We start from the raw sequence: 14,092 nt of genomic DNA on the forward strand, positions 1-14,092 counted from the left end.
GTCAACAATGATGTTGAATGTGCAGGCCTCATCGCGGGCAAAGTTGGCTCCCACAGTTTGTTTTGTGGTGTTACATGAAGAGGACATCGTTTTGCGCTCTACCGAAGTCGTGATCATTGGCGCTGGCGCCGCAGGGTTGATGTGTGCGCTGACCGCCGCCGGGCGCGGGCGCAAGGTGATGTTGCTCGACCATGCAAACAAGGCCGGCAAAAAAATCCTGATGTCGGGCGGTGGCCGCTGCAATTTCACCAACATGTACACCGAACCAGGCAATTTCCTCTCGCAAAACGAACACTTCTGCAAATCTGCACTGGCGCGCTACACCCAGTGGGACTTCATCGGCATGGTCGCCAAACACGGCGTGCCGTACCACGAGAAGAAGCTCGGCCAACTGTTCTGCGATAACAAATCCAGCGACATCCTGGAGATGCTGCTCAACGAATGCGATCAGGTCGGCGTCAGCCTGCACCTGGACACCTCGATCCAGACCATCGAGAAACTCGAAAGCGGTTATCTGCTGGACACGACGCTAGACCAAATCACCTGCGAATCCCTGGTGATCGCCACGGGCGGCCTGTCGATCCCGACGCTGGGCGCGACCGGTTTCGGCTATCAAGTCGCCAAACAGTTTGGCCACGACTTGCTGCCAACCCGCGCCGGCCTGGTGCCGTTCACCATCACCGATCAGCTCAAAGAGCTTTGCACCGAGCTGTCCGGTACATCGGTGGATTGCCTGGTGAGCTGCAACGATCAAAGTTTCCGCGAGAACATCCTGTTCACTCACCGCGGCCTCAGTGGCCCGGCGATTTTGCAGATTTCTTCGTTCTGGGAATCCGGCGACACGGTTGAGATCAACCTGATGCCGGACCACGACGTACACGCCTGGCTGCAACAGCAGCAGGCTGAACGCGCGAACAGCGAACTGAAAACCCTGCTGGGGGAAATCTTCACCAAGAAGATGGCCAACCTGCTGGCGGACAACTGGTTCGTGTCCAAACCGATGAAGCAGTACACCCACGCGGAAATTGCCGACATCGCCGAGAAACTGGCGAGCTGGAAAGTGGTGCCGGCCGGTACCGAAGGTTATCGTACGGCCGAGGTGACGCTGGGCGGCGTCGACACGAACGAAGTGTCATCCAAAACCATGGAGTCGCTGAAAAGCCCGGGGTTGTACTTCATCGGTGAAGTGCTGGATGTCACCGGGCATCTGGGCGGTTTCAACTTCCAGTGGGCGTGGGCCTCCGGCTACGCCGCCGCGCAATACACCTGATTCAGCGCAATACCTGTAGGAGCCGAGCTTGCTCGCGATGACAGATTAACGTTCAACAATGATGCTGAACGTTAGACCGCTATCGCGAGCAAGCTCGGCTCCTACATTGACCATGTGTGGTATCAAGGAACAGATTTTGCTGTCAGATGTGATCGGCGCCATTGCGTCGGCGTCATTACTGGCTCAATTTAGCGTCATTGCCTCGGAAGGCCTTCGCACTTCATGTCATCGACTCCTCTTCGTCAGTCTCTGCGTCGCCTCTGGGCGCTGGATAAATTCAGCTACAGCGTGCGAGTGTTCATCGCCCTGACCGGCAGCATGGCGGTCTGTTGGTATCAGGATGAAATGGGCCTGCTAATCCCGTTGTTCCTGGGGATTATCGCCAGCGCCCTGGCCGAGACCGACGACAGTTGGCAGGGCCGCCTCAACGCGCTGGCCGTGACGCTGGTGTGTTTCAGCGTCGCGGCCTTCTCCGTCGAACTGCTGTTTCCCTACCCCTACATATTCATCATCGCCCTGGCCCTGGCCAGCTTCGGCCTGACGATGCTCGGCGCCCTCGGCGAACGTTATGGCGCCATTGCCTCGGCGACGCTGATTCTCTCGGTCTACACGATGATCGGCGTGGACCAGCGCGGTGGTGCGGTCACCGATTTCTGGCATGAACCGGTGCTACTGGTAGCCGGTGCGGCCTGGTACGGTTTGCTGTCGGTGCTGTGGCAGGCGATGTTTTCCAACCAGCCTGTGCAGCAGAGCCTGGCGCGGTTGTTCCGCGAACTGGGTTTTTACCTGAAGCTCAAGTCGTCGCTGTTCGAGCCGATCCGGCAGATGGACGTGGAAGCGCGGCGCCTGGAACTGGCCCAGCAGAATGGGCGTGTGGTGGCGGCATTGAACGCGGCCAAGGAAATCATTCTGCACCGGGTCGGCAATGGGCGGCCGGGCTCGAAAGTCAGTCGCTACCTGAAATTGTATTTCCTCGCCCAGGACATCCACGAGCGCGCCAGTTCTTCGCACTACCCCTACAACGCACTCGCCGAGGCCTTTTTCCACAGCGACGTGCTGTTCCGCTGCCAGCGCCTGCTACGTCAGCAAGGCAAGGCGTGCCGCGCCCTCGCCGAATCGATCCAGATGCGCCAGCCGTTCATCTATGACGCGAGTTTCGCCGAAGCCCTGGGCGATCTGAACGCCTCCATCGAACACCTGCGCATCCAGAGCAACCCGGCCTGGCGAGGCCTGTTGCGCTCGCTGCGGGCACTGGCGGCCAACCTGGCGACACTCGACCGTTTGCTCAGCGACGCGAGCAACCCCGATGCGCTGGCCGATGCCACCGACAGCAGCCTGCTCGACCGTTCGCCGCGCAACCTCAAAGATGTGTGGATGCGCTTGCGCACACAACTGACGCCAACGTCGTTGCTGTTCCGCCATGCACTGCGTTTGCCCCTCGCGTTGAGCATCGGCTACGGCATGGTGCACTTGATTCACCCGTCCCAGGGCTACTGGATCATCCTCACCACGCTGTTCGTGTGTCAGCCGAACTACGGCGCCACCCGCCGCAAACTCGGCCAACGGATCATCGGCACCGCGATCGGCCTGACCCTGGCCTGGGCGCTGTTCGATCTGTTTCCCAATCCGTTGATCCAGTCGTGCTTTGCGATCGCCGCCGGAGTGGTGTTCTTTATCAACCGTACGACTCGCTACACCTTGGCCACGGCGGCGATCACCTTGATGGTGCTGTTCTGCTTCAACCAGGTCGGCGACGGTTACGGGCTGTTCCTGCCGCGGCTGCTCGATACCTTGCTCGGCAGCCTGATCGCCGGGCTGGCGGTGTTCCTGTTCCTGCCGGACTGGCAGGGTCGGCGCCTGAACAAGGTGCTGGCCAACACCCTCACCTGCAACAGCATTTACCTGCGCCAGATCATGCAGCAATACGCGTCTGGCAAAAGTGACGACCTGGCGTATCGCCTGGCGCGACGCAATGCGCACAACGCTGACGCGGCGTTGTCGACGACGCTGGCCAACATGCTCATGGAGCCCGGGCATTTCCGTAAGGAAGCGGATGTCGGCTTTCGTTTTCTGGTGCTGTCACACACGTTGCTCAGCTATTTGTCCGGGCTGGGGGCGCATCGCGAAACCCCACTGCCAGCGGAGGTGCGTGAACAGTTGATCGACGGCGCCGGTGTGAGCCTGGCCGCGAGCATCGACGAAATCGCCCAAGGCCTGGCAAGCAAACAGCCGATTGCCATTCAGAGTGATGAGGAAGAGGCGCTGGCCAACACCCTTGAGCAGATGCCGGATGAAATCGATGAAGGGCAGCGGCTGGTGCAGACGCAATTGGCGTTGATTTGTCGGCAGCTGGGACCGTTGCGGACGTTGGCGGCGCATTTGATTAAAGACACCAGCGAAGACTAAGTTGTGTGTTGTCTGGGCCGGCCTCATCGCGGGCAAGCCCGGCACCCACGGGAGATCTTTGCAACACCCTGGATCAGTGTGGGAGCGGCGGTGCGACTTGCCCGCGATGAAGGCATCGGCCACACCAGACACCCTGGATCAGCCTTACATCCCATGTTGCTTCATCAGACGCTCATAACTGCCATCCGCCTTCATCTCGGCAATCTCGCGGTCGAAACTGGCGACAATCTGTTCGTGTTGCGGGTTTTTCAGACTGACCAATATGTGCAGGCTGTTCTCGCTCAACGGTTTGGGCAAAAACTCCACGGCATTGCGCACTTTGGAGGTTTCGCGCGCCAGGTAATAACGGGCGACGAATTCATCTTCAAGCGTCAACTTGACCCGGTCCGCTGCAACCATGCGCACCGCCATGGAAAAGTTATGCACCGGGACTTTCTGCAACGATGCGTCGTCATCGAACTCAGGGGAATAGGCATACCCGCGCACGATTGCAATCGGATAAGTGTGCAGTTGCTGCAAGTTGTTGTATTCGATGGGGGCGTCTTTGCGCTTCAGAAAGCGCACGCGATTAAGCAGATACTCGCCGGAGAACTGGCCAAGCTTGGTGCGTTCATTGGTGTACCAGGCATTAACCAAGACGTCATACCGCCCCTCGCCCACGCCCATCAGGGCTCGCGCCCAAGGCACCTGTTCGAAATCACTGGCATAGCCGGCCCGGGCCAGCGCGGTGCTGACAATGTCCGTCGCCAACCCGCCGTTGACCAGCGTGGCATCGGTAAAGGGTGGCCAGGCATCGGCGACCAGTCGCAGCTTTTCCGCTGCCGCGCCCTGTGTCAGCAACAGCAATACAATCAAAGCACAAGCTCGATGCAATCGCGGCATGCTAGAAAATCCTTAGCGGGCGGGTTGCCCGACGTGTTTTTCAGCCCAGACTCCAAGATCCCTATACCGGCACCCGGTACTCAACATTAGCTCATTGAAGCCACTGCACAGCGCGTCATCGCAGATTACACAAAGAAGACCACGCCGAGCGAAATGAATGATGGCATTTTGGCCTTTGTCACAGATTTACCGACCATAAAGACATCCATCTTCAGGACGCTTAGTATCGGCGTGACGATGTTCAAGGAAAGTGAAGATGACTATTGATTGGATCTGCAAACACCACAGTGATCTGGGCAAAGAGCAGTTGTACGCCATTCTGCAACTGCGTACGGAGGTGTTTGTCGTCGAGCAGAAATGCGTTTATCAGGACATCGATGGCCAGGATCTGGAAGGTGACACCTGCCATTTAATGGCGTGGGACGAGAATCGGCTGGTGGGTTACCTGCGATTGCTTGACCCACAGACGCAGGGTGGCGATGTGGTAATCGGCCGGGTGATTGTTGCCCCGGCGGCACGTGGCGCCGGGCTCGGGCACGAACTGATGGCACAGGCGTTAAAGCAGGCTGAAAAGCACTGGCCGGGCACGCCGGTTTATCTGTCGGCTCAGGCACATTTGCAGGGCTATTACGGGAAGTACGGGTTTGTCGTGGCGGGCGAGGAATATCTGGAGGATGACATTCCACACATCGGGATGCGTCGACCTTAAAGGCCTCATCGCGGGCAAGCCCGGCTCCCACAGGGATCAGTAGTGTGCCCACTGTCTATGCCACACAATTGAACCTTGTGGGGTCTGAAGTGTGACTACTTTCTATGCCACTCAGTAGATCCCTGTGGGAGCCGGGCTTGCCCGCGATGGCGTCACCCGCGGCACCGCAGAAATCAGGGGTACTCAAGCACCACTTTTATCTGCCGCAAATTCCGCTCGATCCATCCCCGATCAATCGCCCCCCACTCACGAATCCGATAGCGCCCCGCATGATTGCGCGCGCCCTCTTCCTGCTCGAACTCGCAAATGATGTCCAGATCCGCCAATGCCGCAATCGTGTCCTGCGCCGTGCGCCGGGGCATGCCGGTCACGTCGGTCAGGGCCGGGACGCTGCTGGCCAGCCCGCTGTCGATCAGGTACGCCACGTATAACCGGCGGTAGAAGCTGCTCTTGGTCTTGCTGACTTCCATTCAAACACTCCCGGCAGTTGATCGGTTACTGCATGTCCCGCCAGGTCAGGTACACACGCAGGTCGAACTCCACCTGGTGATACCCCGGCAACATGTGTTCACACAGCTTGTAGAACGCCTTGTTGTGATCTGACTCTTTAAAGTGCGCCAGTTCATGCACCACGATCATTTTCAGAAACTCTGAAGGCGCGTCCTTGAACAGCGAGGCCACGCGAATTTCTTTCTTGGCCTTGAGCTTGCCGCCCTGCACCCGCGAGATGGTGGTGTGCAAGCCCAGGGCACGATGCGTGAGGTCCAGACGGTTGTCGAACAGCACTTTGTCGATGGACGGAGCATTGCGCAGGTATTCCTGCTTGAGGTCCAGCGCGTAGGTGTACAGCGCCTTGTCACTCTGCACACCGTGCTTTTCCGGGTAGCGCTTGCTCAGGTAGTCGCCCAGCCGATCTTCGGCGATCAGCTGGCGCACTTGATCCTGCAATGCAGCAGGATAGGCCTGGAGGTATTTCAACGCGGTCATTGGGGCGGCAACACGAATCACGAAAAGGTCGCCAGTGTAGCGAATTCAACTGTTCAGTGCGCTCCAGTCGAACGGCTGCACAAAGTCGCCGACATCTTCGGACATCATCGGCCGCGCCACCAGAAAACCTTGCACGTACTCACAGCCATTCGCTTGCAGCCATTGATATTGAGCAAGCGTTTCCACGCCTTCGGCGATCACGAGCATTCCATATTGCTTGCACAGGTCGATCACATTGCGCACCAGCGCTGCATCCCGCGAGGACTCGGGTAACCGGGCAATCAAGTGCCGGTCGAACTTGAGTGTGTCCAGCTCCAGGTCGCGCAGATGGGTCAAGGAGCAAGCCCCCGAACCAAAGTCATCCAGTGCCACCCGCACCCCAAGGTTGCGCAGCAAACGAAGGGTCTTGCGGGCTTCTTCAGGGTTTTGCATCAGCGCTTCTTCCGTCACCTCGACTTCCAGATGACGCGGTTGCAGGCCATGGCGTTCCAGCACCTGGCGTAACTCGGTGACCAGGTTGGGCATGCCGAACTGGGTGCTGCTCAAACTGACCCCGAGCACCAGGTCGTCGGCAAACAGGGTTTCCCAGGCCTTTCGCTGCCCGGCCCCGCGATGATAAATCCAGCTGCCCAACCGACTGATCAGCCGCGCCTCTTCCAGCAACGGCAGAAACAGCCCCGGCGGGACATCGCCCACACTCGGGTGGTGCCAGCGCAGTAAGGCCTCGAACCCGCGCAGTTGCCCGCTGGCGATGGATACCTGAGGTTGATAGACCAAATTGAAATCACGGTTTTCGATGGCCGTGCGCACACTTTCTTCGAGCATCAGCCGCGAACGCGCGCGGCCGTTCATTTCGTGATCGTAAAAGCGGTACTGCTGACGGCCCGCTCGCTTGGCTTCGTACATGGCAATGTCCGAGGCCCGCAACAAGCCGTCGAGGTTGGCCCCGCAATCCGGGTACGTCGCAATCCCGATGCTGGCGCCCAACGCGATGTCCAGCCCATCAATCTGCTGACAGATCGATACCCGCTCGATGAGCTTCTCGGCAATCTTCGCCGCCTGTTCGGGAAACTCCAGGTCCAGCAGCGCGGTAAATTCATCGCCGCCCATGCGTGCCAGAATGTCGAAGGGGCGCAAGCACGCCTTCAACTGCTCGGACACCCAGCGCAGCACACGGTCGCCGGCATCATGGCCGAGGGAATCATTGACCCGCTTGAACCCGTCAAGGTCCAGGTACAGCAACACCCAAGCGCTGTCGGCGCGCTCACCGCGCAGCAACAGGTTTTCCACGGTCTGGTAGAACCCCCGGCGATTGAGCAGGCCGGTCAACGGGTCGGTAACGGCCTGGAACTCCAGTTGCTGATGCAGATGACGCACTACCGACATGTCCAGCACCGTCACCACCATCGCGTGTTGTTCCGCGGGCAACGGCGCGCATGACAGCGCCACCGGCACCTGTTGACCGGGCGTGGTACGCAGCATCGCGTCATGCAGGCGCAAGGTTTCGCCACGCTTGTAACCGCTGTAAATCTCGGAATCCAGCCAGACTGGGATGTGCGGTTTTTGCAGGAAATCCAGAAACTCTTTGCCTTGCAGATCCTGCACCGTGGCATTCAGCAGCCGCGACATGGCCGGGTTGGCGAAACGGATTACCCCGTCCTCACTCACCACCAGAATGCCTTCGGCCGCGTTCTCCAGCACCGAGGCATTAAAGGCGCGAGCGACTTCCAGGTCGTGGCTCAAGCGCTGCAACGCACGGCGATTGCGCTGGTGTTCCAGCAAGGCCTGCACTTTGGGTTTGAGAATCTGCGGGTCGAACGGTTTGAACAGATAATCCACCGCGCCGCTGGCGTAGCCCTTGATCACCGCGTCCTGGGATTGTTCATTGGCCGTCAGGAAGATAATCGGCGTGAGGCGGGTTCGTTGACTGCCACGCATCAGGCGCGCCACTTCAAAACCGTCCATACCCGGCATCTGCACATCGAGCAGCACCAGGTCGACTTCGTGTTCGAGCAACAGGCTGAGCGCTTCGAAGCCGGAGGCGGCGGTCATGACCTGCCAGTCCTGGCGCTGGAGCAACGCGCGCATGCTGATCAGGTTTTCAGGGTAATCATCGACGATTAAAAGGATTGAGCTGCCGTCGGTTGGCGTGGGTTGCGCGCATTCCATGCTGCTTCTCTTGTCGGGACGTCAGACCGGTTTCTCGTGAAAACCGGACAAATACTTAGCCTGCACTCTAGACCGGGAACCGCAAAAGCAGAAGCCATCAGAGCGCCATCATTTAACCATCACGTTAATTTGCCGACTAACGGTCGGTCCTGAGAGCCCCGAAAACCGGGATAGATGGCCTTTCGACAGGACGTTGACGCCAAATCTCTGCCGGGCAGGCATTAACAAAGTGGCCTCGTACGCTTATAAAGACCGCCCCCCGATGCGCGTGCTAGAGCTTCTGGCACGTGCGTGCAGCAAAAATTTGTGGAAGCTTTGTCTATGATCGATCTCGCAACCTGGAACCTCAGCGTTCCCGTCGGCAGCCCGCCCTACACCGTTGAAACTTCAAAACTGGTGGACGGCTTCAAGGATCAATACTTCCACTCCGACACCGGCACGTTGTTCTTCTGGTCCCCGGTGACCGGCTCAAAGACTGAAAACGCCATCTATCCACGAACCGAACTTCGCGAAACCTACAGCAACGGCACCCTGCGCAATTGGTATTACCCGGATGCCGACAATATGTTGCGCGCGACCCTGGCGGTGAATCAGGTCCCCAGCTCAGGGAAACTCGTCATCGGCCAGATCCACGCCTATGAAAGCCAGAAGCCCTTGGTGAAGGTCGAGTATCAATACAAAACCAAAACCGCGACCGGCAACATCGTCGCCAAAGTGCGCATGCACCCGGATGATGACGTAGGTCGGGTGATTACCATTGCGACCGGCGTGAAGCTGGATCAGGAGTTTTCCTACCTCATCCACCTGAGCCCTGGCGGCGCATTGGGTATCAGCGCGGCGGGGTATCAATGGGACACCAACATCAGCGCGACGTGGCGGGTGAAGCCGCTGTATTTCAAGGCCGGGGTGTATGTGCAGGACAACACCGGGTACACCAGCGAGGGCGGCAAAGTGACGTTCAGCAAGCTGGATATTGATCACGATAAATGACCACCCGCCTATCCCTGTAGCCGCTGCCGAGCCCGCGAGGCTGCGTTCGGCTGCGTAGCAGTCGTGAGATGCCTGACGCGGTGCATCTGAAGAAACGCATTCGCAGGTTTTACGACTGCTGCGCAGTCGAACGCAGCCTCGCGGGCTCGGCAGCTGCTACAGGGTCTGAAAAACTCACAGGACGCCTCCGACTGTGGCGAGGGAGCTTGCTCCCACTGGGCTGCGAAGCAGCCCCAAACCCCATCCCCTATTTCCTCAGACACACCCTACCGCGCTACGCGAACGCCTCAACGCCGCCCTCAAATACTTGAACCTGATGGCCTGCACCTGCCTCACCGATTACGCCGAGAACGACATCAACACCGTCACCAACATCGCCCGGATCATGGTCCAAGACATTGCTGATGTGTTTGGGGTGATTGAACAGCGTGGTTTTGAAAAGCCTAAAGCTCCGTAACCCAACGCTCAGAAAACAAAAAACCCGCCTCGCAGCGGGTTTTTTATACAACTCAAACGCTGAAGGCCTTAGTTAACCTTGGCGTTCAACTCACCCTTCAAGTAACGCTGATACATGCCTTCCAGCGAGATCGGCTTGATCTTCGAAGCATTACCAGCAGTACCAAACTGGTTATAACGGTCGATACACACATCACGCATCGCAGTCACGGTCGCGCCGAAGAACTTACGCGGGTCGAATTCGCTCGGGTTGGTGGCCATCAGGCGACGCATTGCGCCGGTGGACGCCAAACGCAGGTCGGTGTCGATGTTGACCTTGCGCACGCCGTGCTTGATGCCTTCGACGATTTCTTCAACCGGTACGCCGTAGGTTTCTTTGATGTCGCCGCCGTACTGGTTGATGATCGCCAGCCACTCTTGCGGAACCGAAGACGAACCGTGCATCACCAGGTGGGTGTTCGGGATGCGTTTGTGGATTTCTTTGATGCGGTCGATGGCCAGTACGTCGCCGGTAGGCGGCTTGGTGAACTTGTACGCGCCGTGGCTGGTGCCGATGGCGATGGCCAGGGCATCAACTTGAGTGCGTTTGACGAAGTCAGCGGCTTCTTCCGGGTCGGTCAGCATTTGGCTGTGATCCAGAACGCCTTCGGCGCCGATGCCGTCTTCTTCACCGGCCATGCCGGTTTCCAGCGAACCCAGGCAGCCCAGCTCGCCTTCTACCGAAACGCCGCAGGCGTGAGCCATGGCCACGGTTTGTTGGGTAACACGGACGTTGTAGTCGTAGTCGGTCGGGGTCTTGCCGTCTTCGCCCAGGGAACCGTCCATCATCACCGAGCTGAAGCCCAGTTGGATGGAGCGCTGGCAGACGTCAGGGCTGGTGCCGTGGTCCTGGTGCATGCACACCGGGATGTGCGGGAATTCTTCGATCGCCGCCAGGATCAGGTGGCGCAGGAACGGGGCGCCAGCGTATTTGCGAGCACCGGCCGAAGCCTGGACGATCACCGGAGAGTCAGTCTTGTCAGCGGCTTCCATGATGGCGCGCATCTGCTCAAGGTTGTTGACGTTGAAGGCTGGAACGCCGTAGCCGAACTCGGCTGCGTGGTCCAGCATCTGGCGCATGCTGATAAGTGCCATTGTGTGTGTCTCTCCCGGTTGAGGGTCGTTAATCGTGCCAGCCTGCCGTAGCGGCGGCGGCTATTCAAGTTATTGCAGATCGGGGGTTAGGCCCGGGCTGCCATTCAATTCACATCAGACGACCGCTTCGCGGCCGAACGCAGCCTTCGGCAGCTGCTACAACTTGCAGCCACGGCCGATCAAATCATTGGTGGCGACCCAGTACACCAGGCCTTCCTCACCTTTTACGTGAAACGCCAGCATGTCGTTGCTGTACAGCGAACCTTCGGCGCCTGGCTCAAGCTTCAGGCGGTAGACCTGATCGGCCCCGCCCAGGCGCACGTCGACTTCCTTGCGGCTGTCGTCGGTGTAGCGCCACAGCACTTTGGCCTGGCTGTCGCACGTCCAGGTGGTCCAGTTATCCACAGGGGCGGACGACTGGAACAGGTTCAACTGTGCGCAACCGGCCAGCAACGCCAGCGCCGTAACGGCGATAAAACCTTTCATCCATGTTCCTCGACTGACGGCGCACGCCGCCAGCCCTGAGTAAAGTGTCAGACCCGTCAAGGGCAACCATGTTCCTTGGCCGGGGTCTGTGTCTCGTATTTATCCAGGCCATCCGGCCCGGAACGCTTGTTGAGCACCGGGTTGGTTTCCGCTTGCCAATCGGCCTGGTAGCAACCGTTTTGCAGCGCGGACGGCGCGGGCTCCGGCGTGGCTTTCGGGTTACTCCCGCAAGCCGCCAATGAGCCCGCGACGATCAACAGCGTTAACAACCTGACCATGTAACCACTCCTTTGCCTGGTCAACGGGATGGCCTCAGGCCTTGGCCCGGCTTTCCAGAACTTCAACGGCTGGCAGCACTTTGCCTTCGACGAATTCGAGGAATGCGCCACCGCCGGTAGAAATGTAGGAGATCTGCTCGGCAACGCCATATTTATCGATGGCCGCCAGGGTGTCGCCACCGCCCGCGATAGAGAACGCCGTGCTTTCGGCGATGGCTTGGGCCAGGACTTTGGTGCCGTTGCCGAACTGGTCGAATTCGAACACGCCGACCGGGCCGTTCCACAAGATGGTTTTCGACGATTTCAGCAGCTCGGCGAAATTCGCCGCGGTCTGTGGACCGATGTCCAGGATCATGTCGTCGGCGGCCACGTCGGCGATCAGTTTGACAGTCGCGGTGGCGCTTTCGGCGAATTCCTTGGCAACCACAACATCCACCGGCAACGGCACGCTGACTTTGGCGGCGATTTCGCGAGCGGTGTCCAGCAGGTCAGGTTCGTACAGGGACTTGCCGACCGGGTGACCGGCAGCGGCCAGGAAGGTGTTGGCAATGCCGCCGCCGACGATCAACTGGTTGCAGATTTGGCTCAGGCTGTTCAGCACGTCGAGCTTGGTCGACACCTTGGAGCCGGCAACGATGGCAGCCATTGGCTGGGCCGGGGCGCCGAGGGCTTTGCCCAGTGCGTCCAGCTCGGCAGCCAGCAACGGGCCTGCGGCGGCGACTTTGGCGAACTTGGCCACGCCGTGGGTCGAACCCTCGGCACGGTGAGCGGTGCCGAAGGCGTCCATCACGAACACGTCGCACAGGGCCGCGTATTGCTGGGCCAACTCGTCAGCGTTCTTTTTCTCGCCCTTGTTAAAGCGCACGTTTTCGAACAGCACGATCTCGCCGGCCTTCACATCGACGCCGCCCAGATAGTCAGCGACCAGCGGCACTTCACGACCCAGCGCCTTGCTCAGGTAGTCAGCGACAGGCTTGAGGCTGTTCTCGGCGGAAAATTCGCCTTCGGTAGGACGGCCAAGGTGCGAGCAGACCATCACGGCCGCGCCTTTTTCCAGGGCCAGCTTGATGGTCGGCAGCGAAGCCAGGATTCGCGCATCGCTGGTGACAACACCGTCCTTGACTGGGACGTTGAGGTCTTCGCGAATCAGTACGCGCTTACCTTGCAGATCGAGGTCGGACATCTTCAACACGGTCATGGGTCGCAATTCCTGGGTTACTGATTTTGAGAGGTAGAGAGTGGTGATTCAGGTTTGGAAATAGCTGTTTGCAGATAGTGTTCTGCAACGTCCAGCATCCGGTTTGCAAACCCCCATTCGTTGTCGAACCAGGCCAGGATGTTTACCAGCCGCGGGCCGGAAACTCGGGTCTGACTGGCATCGACGATCGCCGAATGTGGGTCATGGTTAAAATCACAACTGGCGTGAGGCAACTCGGTATAGGCCAGGAGGCCTTTGAGCGGGCCGCTGGTGGCGGCTTCGCGCAGTATCCGGTTGACCTCGGTGGCGTCGGTATCGCTGACGGTCTGCATCGTAATATCGAGGCAAGACACGTTCACCGTCGGCACCCGTACGGCTTTGGCCTGAATTCGCCCGGCAAGTTCCGGCAACAGGCGTTCGATGCCGCGCGCCAGACCGGTGGACACCGGGATCACCGATTGAAACGCCGAACGGGTACGGCGCAGGTCTTCGTGGTGATAGGCATCAATGACCGGCTGATCGTTCATCGCCGAGTGAATGGTGGTGATCGACACGTATTCCAGGCCAATGGCCTGATCCAGCAGGCGCAACAGCGGCACGCCGCAGTTGGTGGTGCAGGACGCGTTGGACACCAGCAGCTCGTCGCCGGTCAGGCAATCCTGGTTCACGCCGTAGACGATGGTGGCGTCGACATCCGACTCGCTGGCCATCGGCTGGGAAAACAGTACCCGTGGCGCACCGGCGTCGAGGAAACGCTGACCGTCTTCACGGGTGTGATAAGCGCCGGAGCACTCCAGCACCAGATCGACGCCCAACGACGCCCAATCGATGCCTTCGGGGGTGGCACTGCGCAGGACCTTCACGCAGTCGCCTTGAATATGCAGACAGTCGCCGTCAACCCGCACTTCACCGGGAAATCGCCCGTGAGTGGAGTCAAAGCGCGTCAGGTATTCGATGCTGGCCATGTCGGCCAGATCGTTAATCGCGACAATTTCAAACCCGGCCTTCTCGCCCCGCTCAAACAACGCACGCAAGACGCAACGACCAATCCGGCCGTAGCCGTTGAGTGCAACTTTGTAAGGACGCGGTTGAGGCATGGGGTTCTCGATTACCGTGGTGAATCCGTT

At 59.2% G+C, this 14,092-nt stretch carries 13 protein-coding genes and 1 pseudogene; 5 read left to right on the forward strand and 9 right to left on the reverse strand.

Features of this window, described 5'->3' with window-relative positions:
- Positions 1-91: 91 nt before the first annotated feature.
- The gene (locus C7534_RS09330) at positions 92-1,270 is read left to right on the forward strand and encodes an NAD(P)/FAD-dependent oxidoreductase (protein WP_046030057.1); all 1,179 of its coding nucleotides are present in this window, start codon (positions 92-94) and stop codon (positions 1,268-1,270) included.
- 222 nt (positions 1,271-1,492) lie between these two features.
- The gene (gene yccS, locus C7534_RS09335; RefSeq protein WP_109785599.1) at positions 1,493-3,676 is read left to right on the forward strand and encodes a YccS family putative transporter; all 2,184 of its coding nucleotides are present in this window, start codon (positions 1,493-1,495) and stop codon (positions 3,674-3,676) included.
- Positions 3,677-3,820: 144 nt separating this feature from the next.
- Here yccS and C7534_RS09340 read toward each other — a convergent pair whose 3' ends face one another.
- Positions 3,821-4,558 carry a substrate-binding periplasmic protein gene (locus C7534_RS09340; protein ID WP_046029822.1) on the reverse strand — a complete coding sequence of 246 codons (738 nt, stop codon included), beginning with the start codon at positions 4,556-4,558 and terminating at the stop codon, positions 3,821-3,823.
- Between the two features lie 256 nt (positions 4,559-4,814).
- Between C7534_RS09340 and C7534_RS09345 the strand changes: the two genes are divergently transcribed.
- Positions 4,815-5,267, forward strand: a complete 453-nt coding sequence (locus tag C7534_RS09345; RefSeq protein WP_046029820.1) for a GNAT family N-acetyltransferase — start codon at positions 4,815-4,817, stop codon at positions 5,265-5,267.
- Between the two features lie 173 nt (positions 5,268-5,440).
- Here C7534_RS09345 and C7534_RS09350 read toward each other — a convergent pair whose 3' ends face one another.
- Genes C7534_RS09350 through C7534_RS09360 form a run of 3 tightly spaced genes read right to left on the reverse strand, consistent with a single transcriptional unit; the run spans position 5,441 to position 8,423 of the window.
- The gene (locus C7534_RS09350) at positions 5,441-5,737 is read right to left on the reverse strand and encodes a winged helix-turn-helix domain-containing protein (RefSeq protein ID WP_046029819.1); all 297 of its coding nucleotides are present in this window, start codon (positions 5,735-5,737) and stop codon (positions 5,441-5,443) included.
- A 25-nt stretch (positions 5,738-5,762) separates the two neighbouring features.
- Entirely contained in the window at positions 5,763-6,254 is a 492-nt protein-coding gene (locus tag C7534_RS09355) for a M48 metallopeptidase family protein (protein WP_109785600.1), read from the reverse strand.
- 45 nt (positions 6,255-6,299) lie between these two features.
- The gene (locus tag C7534_RS09360) at positions 6,300-8,423 is read right to left on the reverse strand and encodes a putative bifunctional diguanylate cyclase/phosphodiesterase (protein ID WP_109785601.1); all 2,124 of its coding nucleotides are present in this window, start codon (positions 8,421-8,423) and stop codon (positions 6,300-6,302) included.
- A gap of 321 nt (positions 8,424-8,744) precedes the next feature.
- Between C7534_RS09360 and C7534_RS09365 the strand changes: the two genes are divergently transcribed.
- Positions 8,745-9,413 (forward strand): polysaccharide lyase family 7 protein, encoded by a 669-nt coding sequence (locus C7534_RS09365; RefSeq protein ID WP_109785602.1) that lies wholly within the window; start codon positions 8,745-8,747, stop codon positions 9,411-9,413.
- 274 nt (positions 9,414-9,687) lie between these two features.
- Positions 9,688-9,870, forward strand: a pseudogene (locus C7534_RS09370) (fructose-bisphosphate aldolase); the annotation flags it as partial.
- Positions 9,871-9,938: 68 nt separating this feature from the next.
- Here C7534_RS09370 and fba read toward each other — a convergent pair.
- The 5 genes from fba to epd form a co-directional block, all read right to left on the reverse strand.
- On the reverse strand, positions 9,939-11,003 hold the full coding sequence (gene fba / locus C7534_RS09375; protein WP_007945427.1) for a class II fructose-bisphosphate aldolase: 1,065 nt from the start codon (positions 11,001-11,003) through the stop codon (positions 9,939-9,941).
- A gap of 156 nt (positions 11,004-11,159) precedes the next feature.
- Entirely contained in the window at positions 11,160-11,489 is a 330-nt protein-coding gene (locus C7534_RS09380) for an MliC family protein (RefSeq protein ID WP_046029808.1), read from the reverse strand.
- Positions 11,490-11,545: 56 nt separating this feature from the next.
- Complete coding sequence (locus tag C7534_RS09385) at positions 11,546-11,767, reverse strand: hypothetical protein (RefSeq protein ID WP_109785603.1); 222 nt, start codon at positions 11,765-11,767, stop codon at positions 11,546-11,548.
- Positions 11,768-11,801: 34 nt separating this feature from the next.
- Positions 11,802-12,965, reverse strand: a complete 1,164-nt coding sequence (locus tag C7534_RS09390; protein WP_046029806.1) for a phosphoglycerate kinase — start codon at positions 12,963-12,965, stop codon at positions 11,802-11,804.
- 17 nt (positions 12,966-12,982) lie between these two features.
- The gene (gene epd / locus C7534_RS09395) at positions 12,983-14,062 is read right to left on the reverse strand and encodes an erythrose-4-phosphate dehydrogenase (protein ID WP_077431128.1); all 1,080 of its coding nucleotides are present in this window, start codon (positions 14,060-14,062) and stop codon (positions 12,983-12,985) included.
- Positions 14,063-14,092: the final 30 nt, after the last annotated feature.

The sequence above is a fragment of the Pseudomonas sp. OV226 genome (assembly GCF_003148705.1).
Taxonomy (GTDB): domain Bacteria; phylum Pseudomonadota; class Gammaproteobacteria; order Pseudomonadales; family Pseudomonadaceae; genus Aquipseudomonas.

Bases quoted from the DNA above. Each gene is read 5' to 3' on its own strand.
- yccS (WP_109785599.1), top strand. From the start codon at position 1,493: ATGTCATCGACTCCTCTTCGTCAGTCTCTGCGTCGCCTCTGGGCGCTG.
- C7534_RS09340 (WP_046029822.1), bottom strand. From the start codon at position 4,558: ATGCCGCGATTGCATCGAGCTTGTGCTTTGATTGTATTGCTGTTGCTG.
- C7534_RS09345 (WP_046029820.1), top strand. From the start codon at position 4,815: ATGACTATTGATTGGATCTGCAAACACCACAGTGATCTGGGCAAAGAG.
- C7534_RS09350 (WP_046029819.1), bottom strand. From the start codon at position 5,737: ATGGAAGTCAGCAAGACCAAGAGCAGCTTCTACCGCCGGTTATACGTG.
- C7534_RS09355 (WP_109785600.1), bottom strand. From the start codon at position 6,254: ATGACCGCGTTGAAATACCTCCAGGCCTATCCTGCTGCATTGCAGGAT.
- C7534_RS09360 (WP_109785601.1), bottom strand. From the start codon at position 8,423: ATGGAATGCGCGCAACCCACGCCAACCGACGGCAGCTCAATCCTTTTA.
- C7534_RS09365 (WP_109785602.1), top strand. From the start codon at position 8,745: ATGATCGATCTCGCAACCTGGAACCTCAGCGTTCCCGTCGGCAGCCCG.
- fba (WP_007945427.1), bottom strand. From the start codon at position 11,003: ATGGCACTTATCAGCATGCGCCAGATGCTGGACCACGCAGCCGAGTTC.
- C7534_RS09380 (WP_046029808.1), bottom strand. From the start codon at position 11,489: ATGAAAGGTTTTATCGCCGTTACGGCGCTGGCGTTGCTGGCCGGTTGC.
- C7534_RS09385 (WP_109785603.1), bottom strand. From the start codon at position 11,767: ATGGTCAGGTTGTTAACGCTGTTGATCGTCGCGGGCTCATTGGCGGCT.
- C7534_RS09390 (WP_046029806.1), bottom strand. From the start codon at position 12,965: ATGACCGTGTTGAAGATGTCCGACCTCGATCTGCAAGGTAAGCGCGTA.
- epd (WP_077431128.1), bottom strand. From the start codon at position 14,062: ATGCCTCAACCGCGTCCTTACAAAGTTGCACTCAACGGCTACGGCCGG.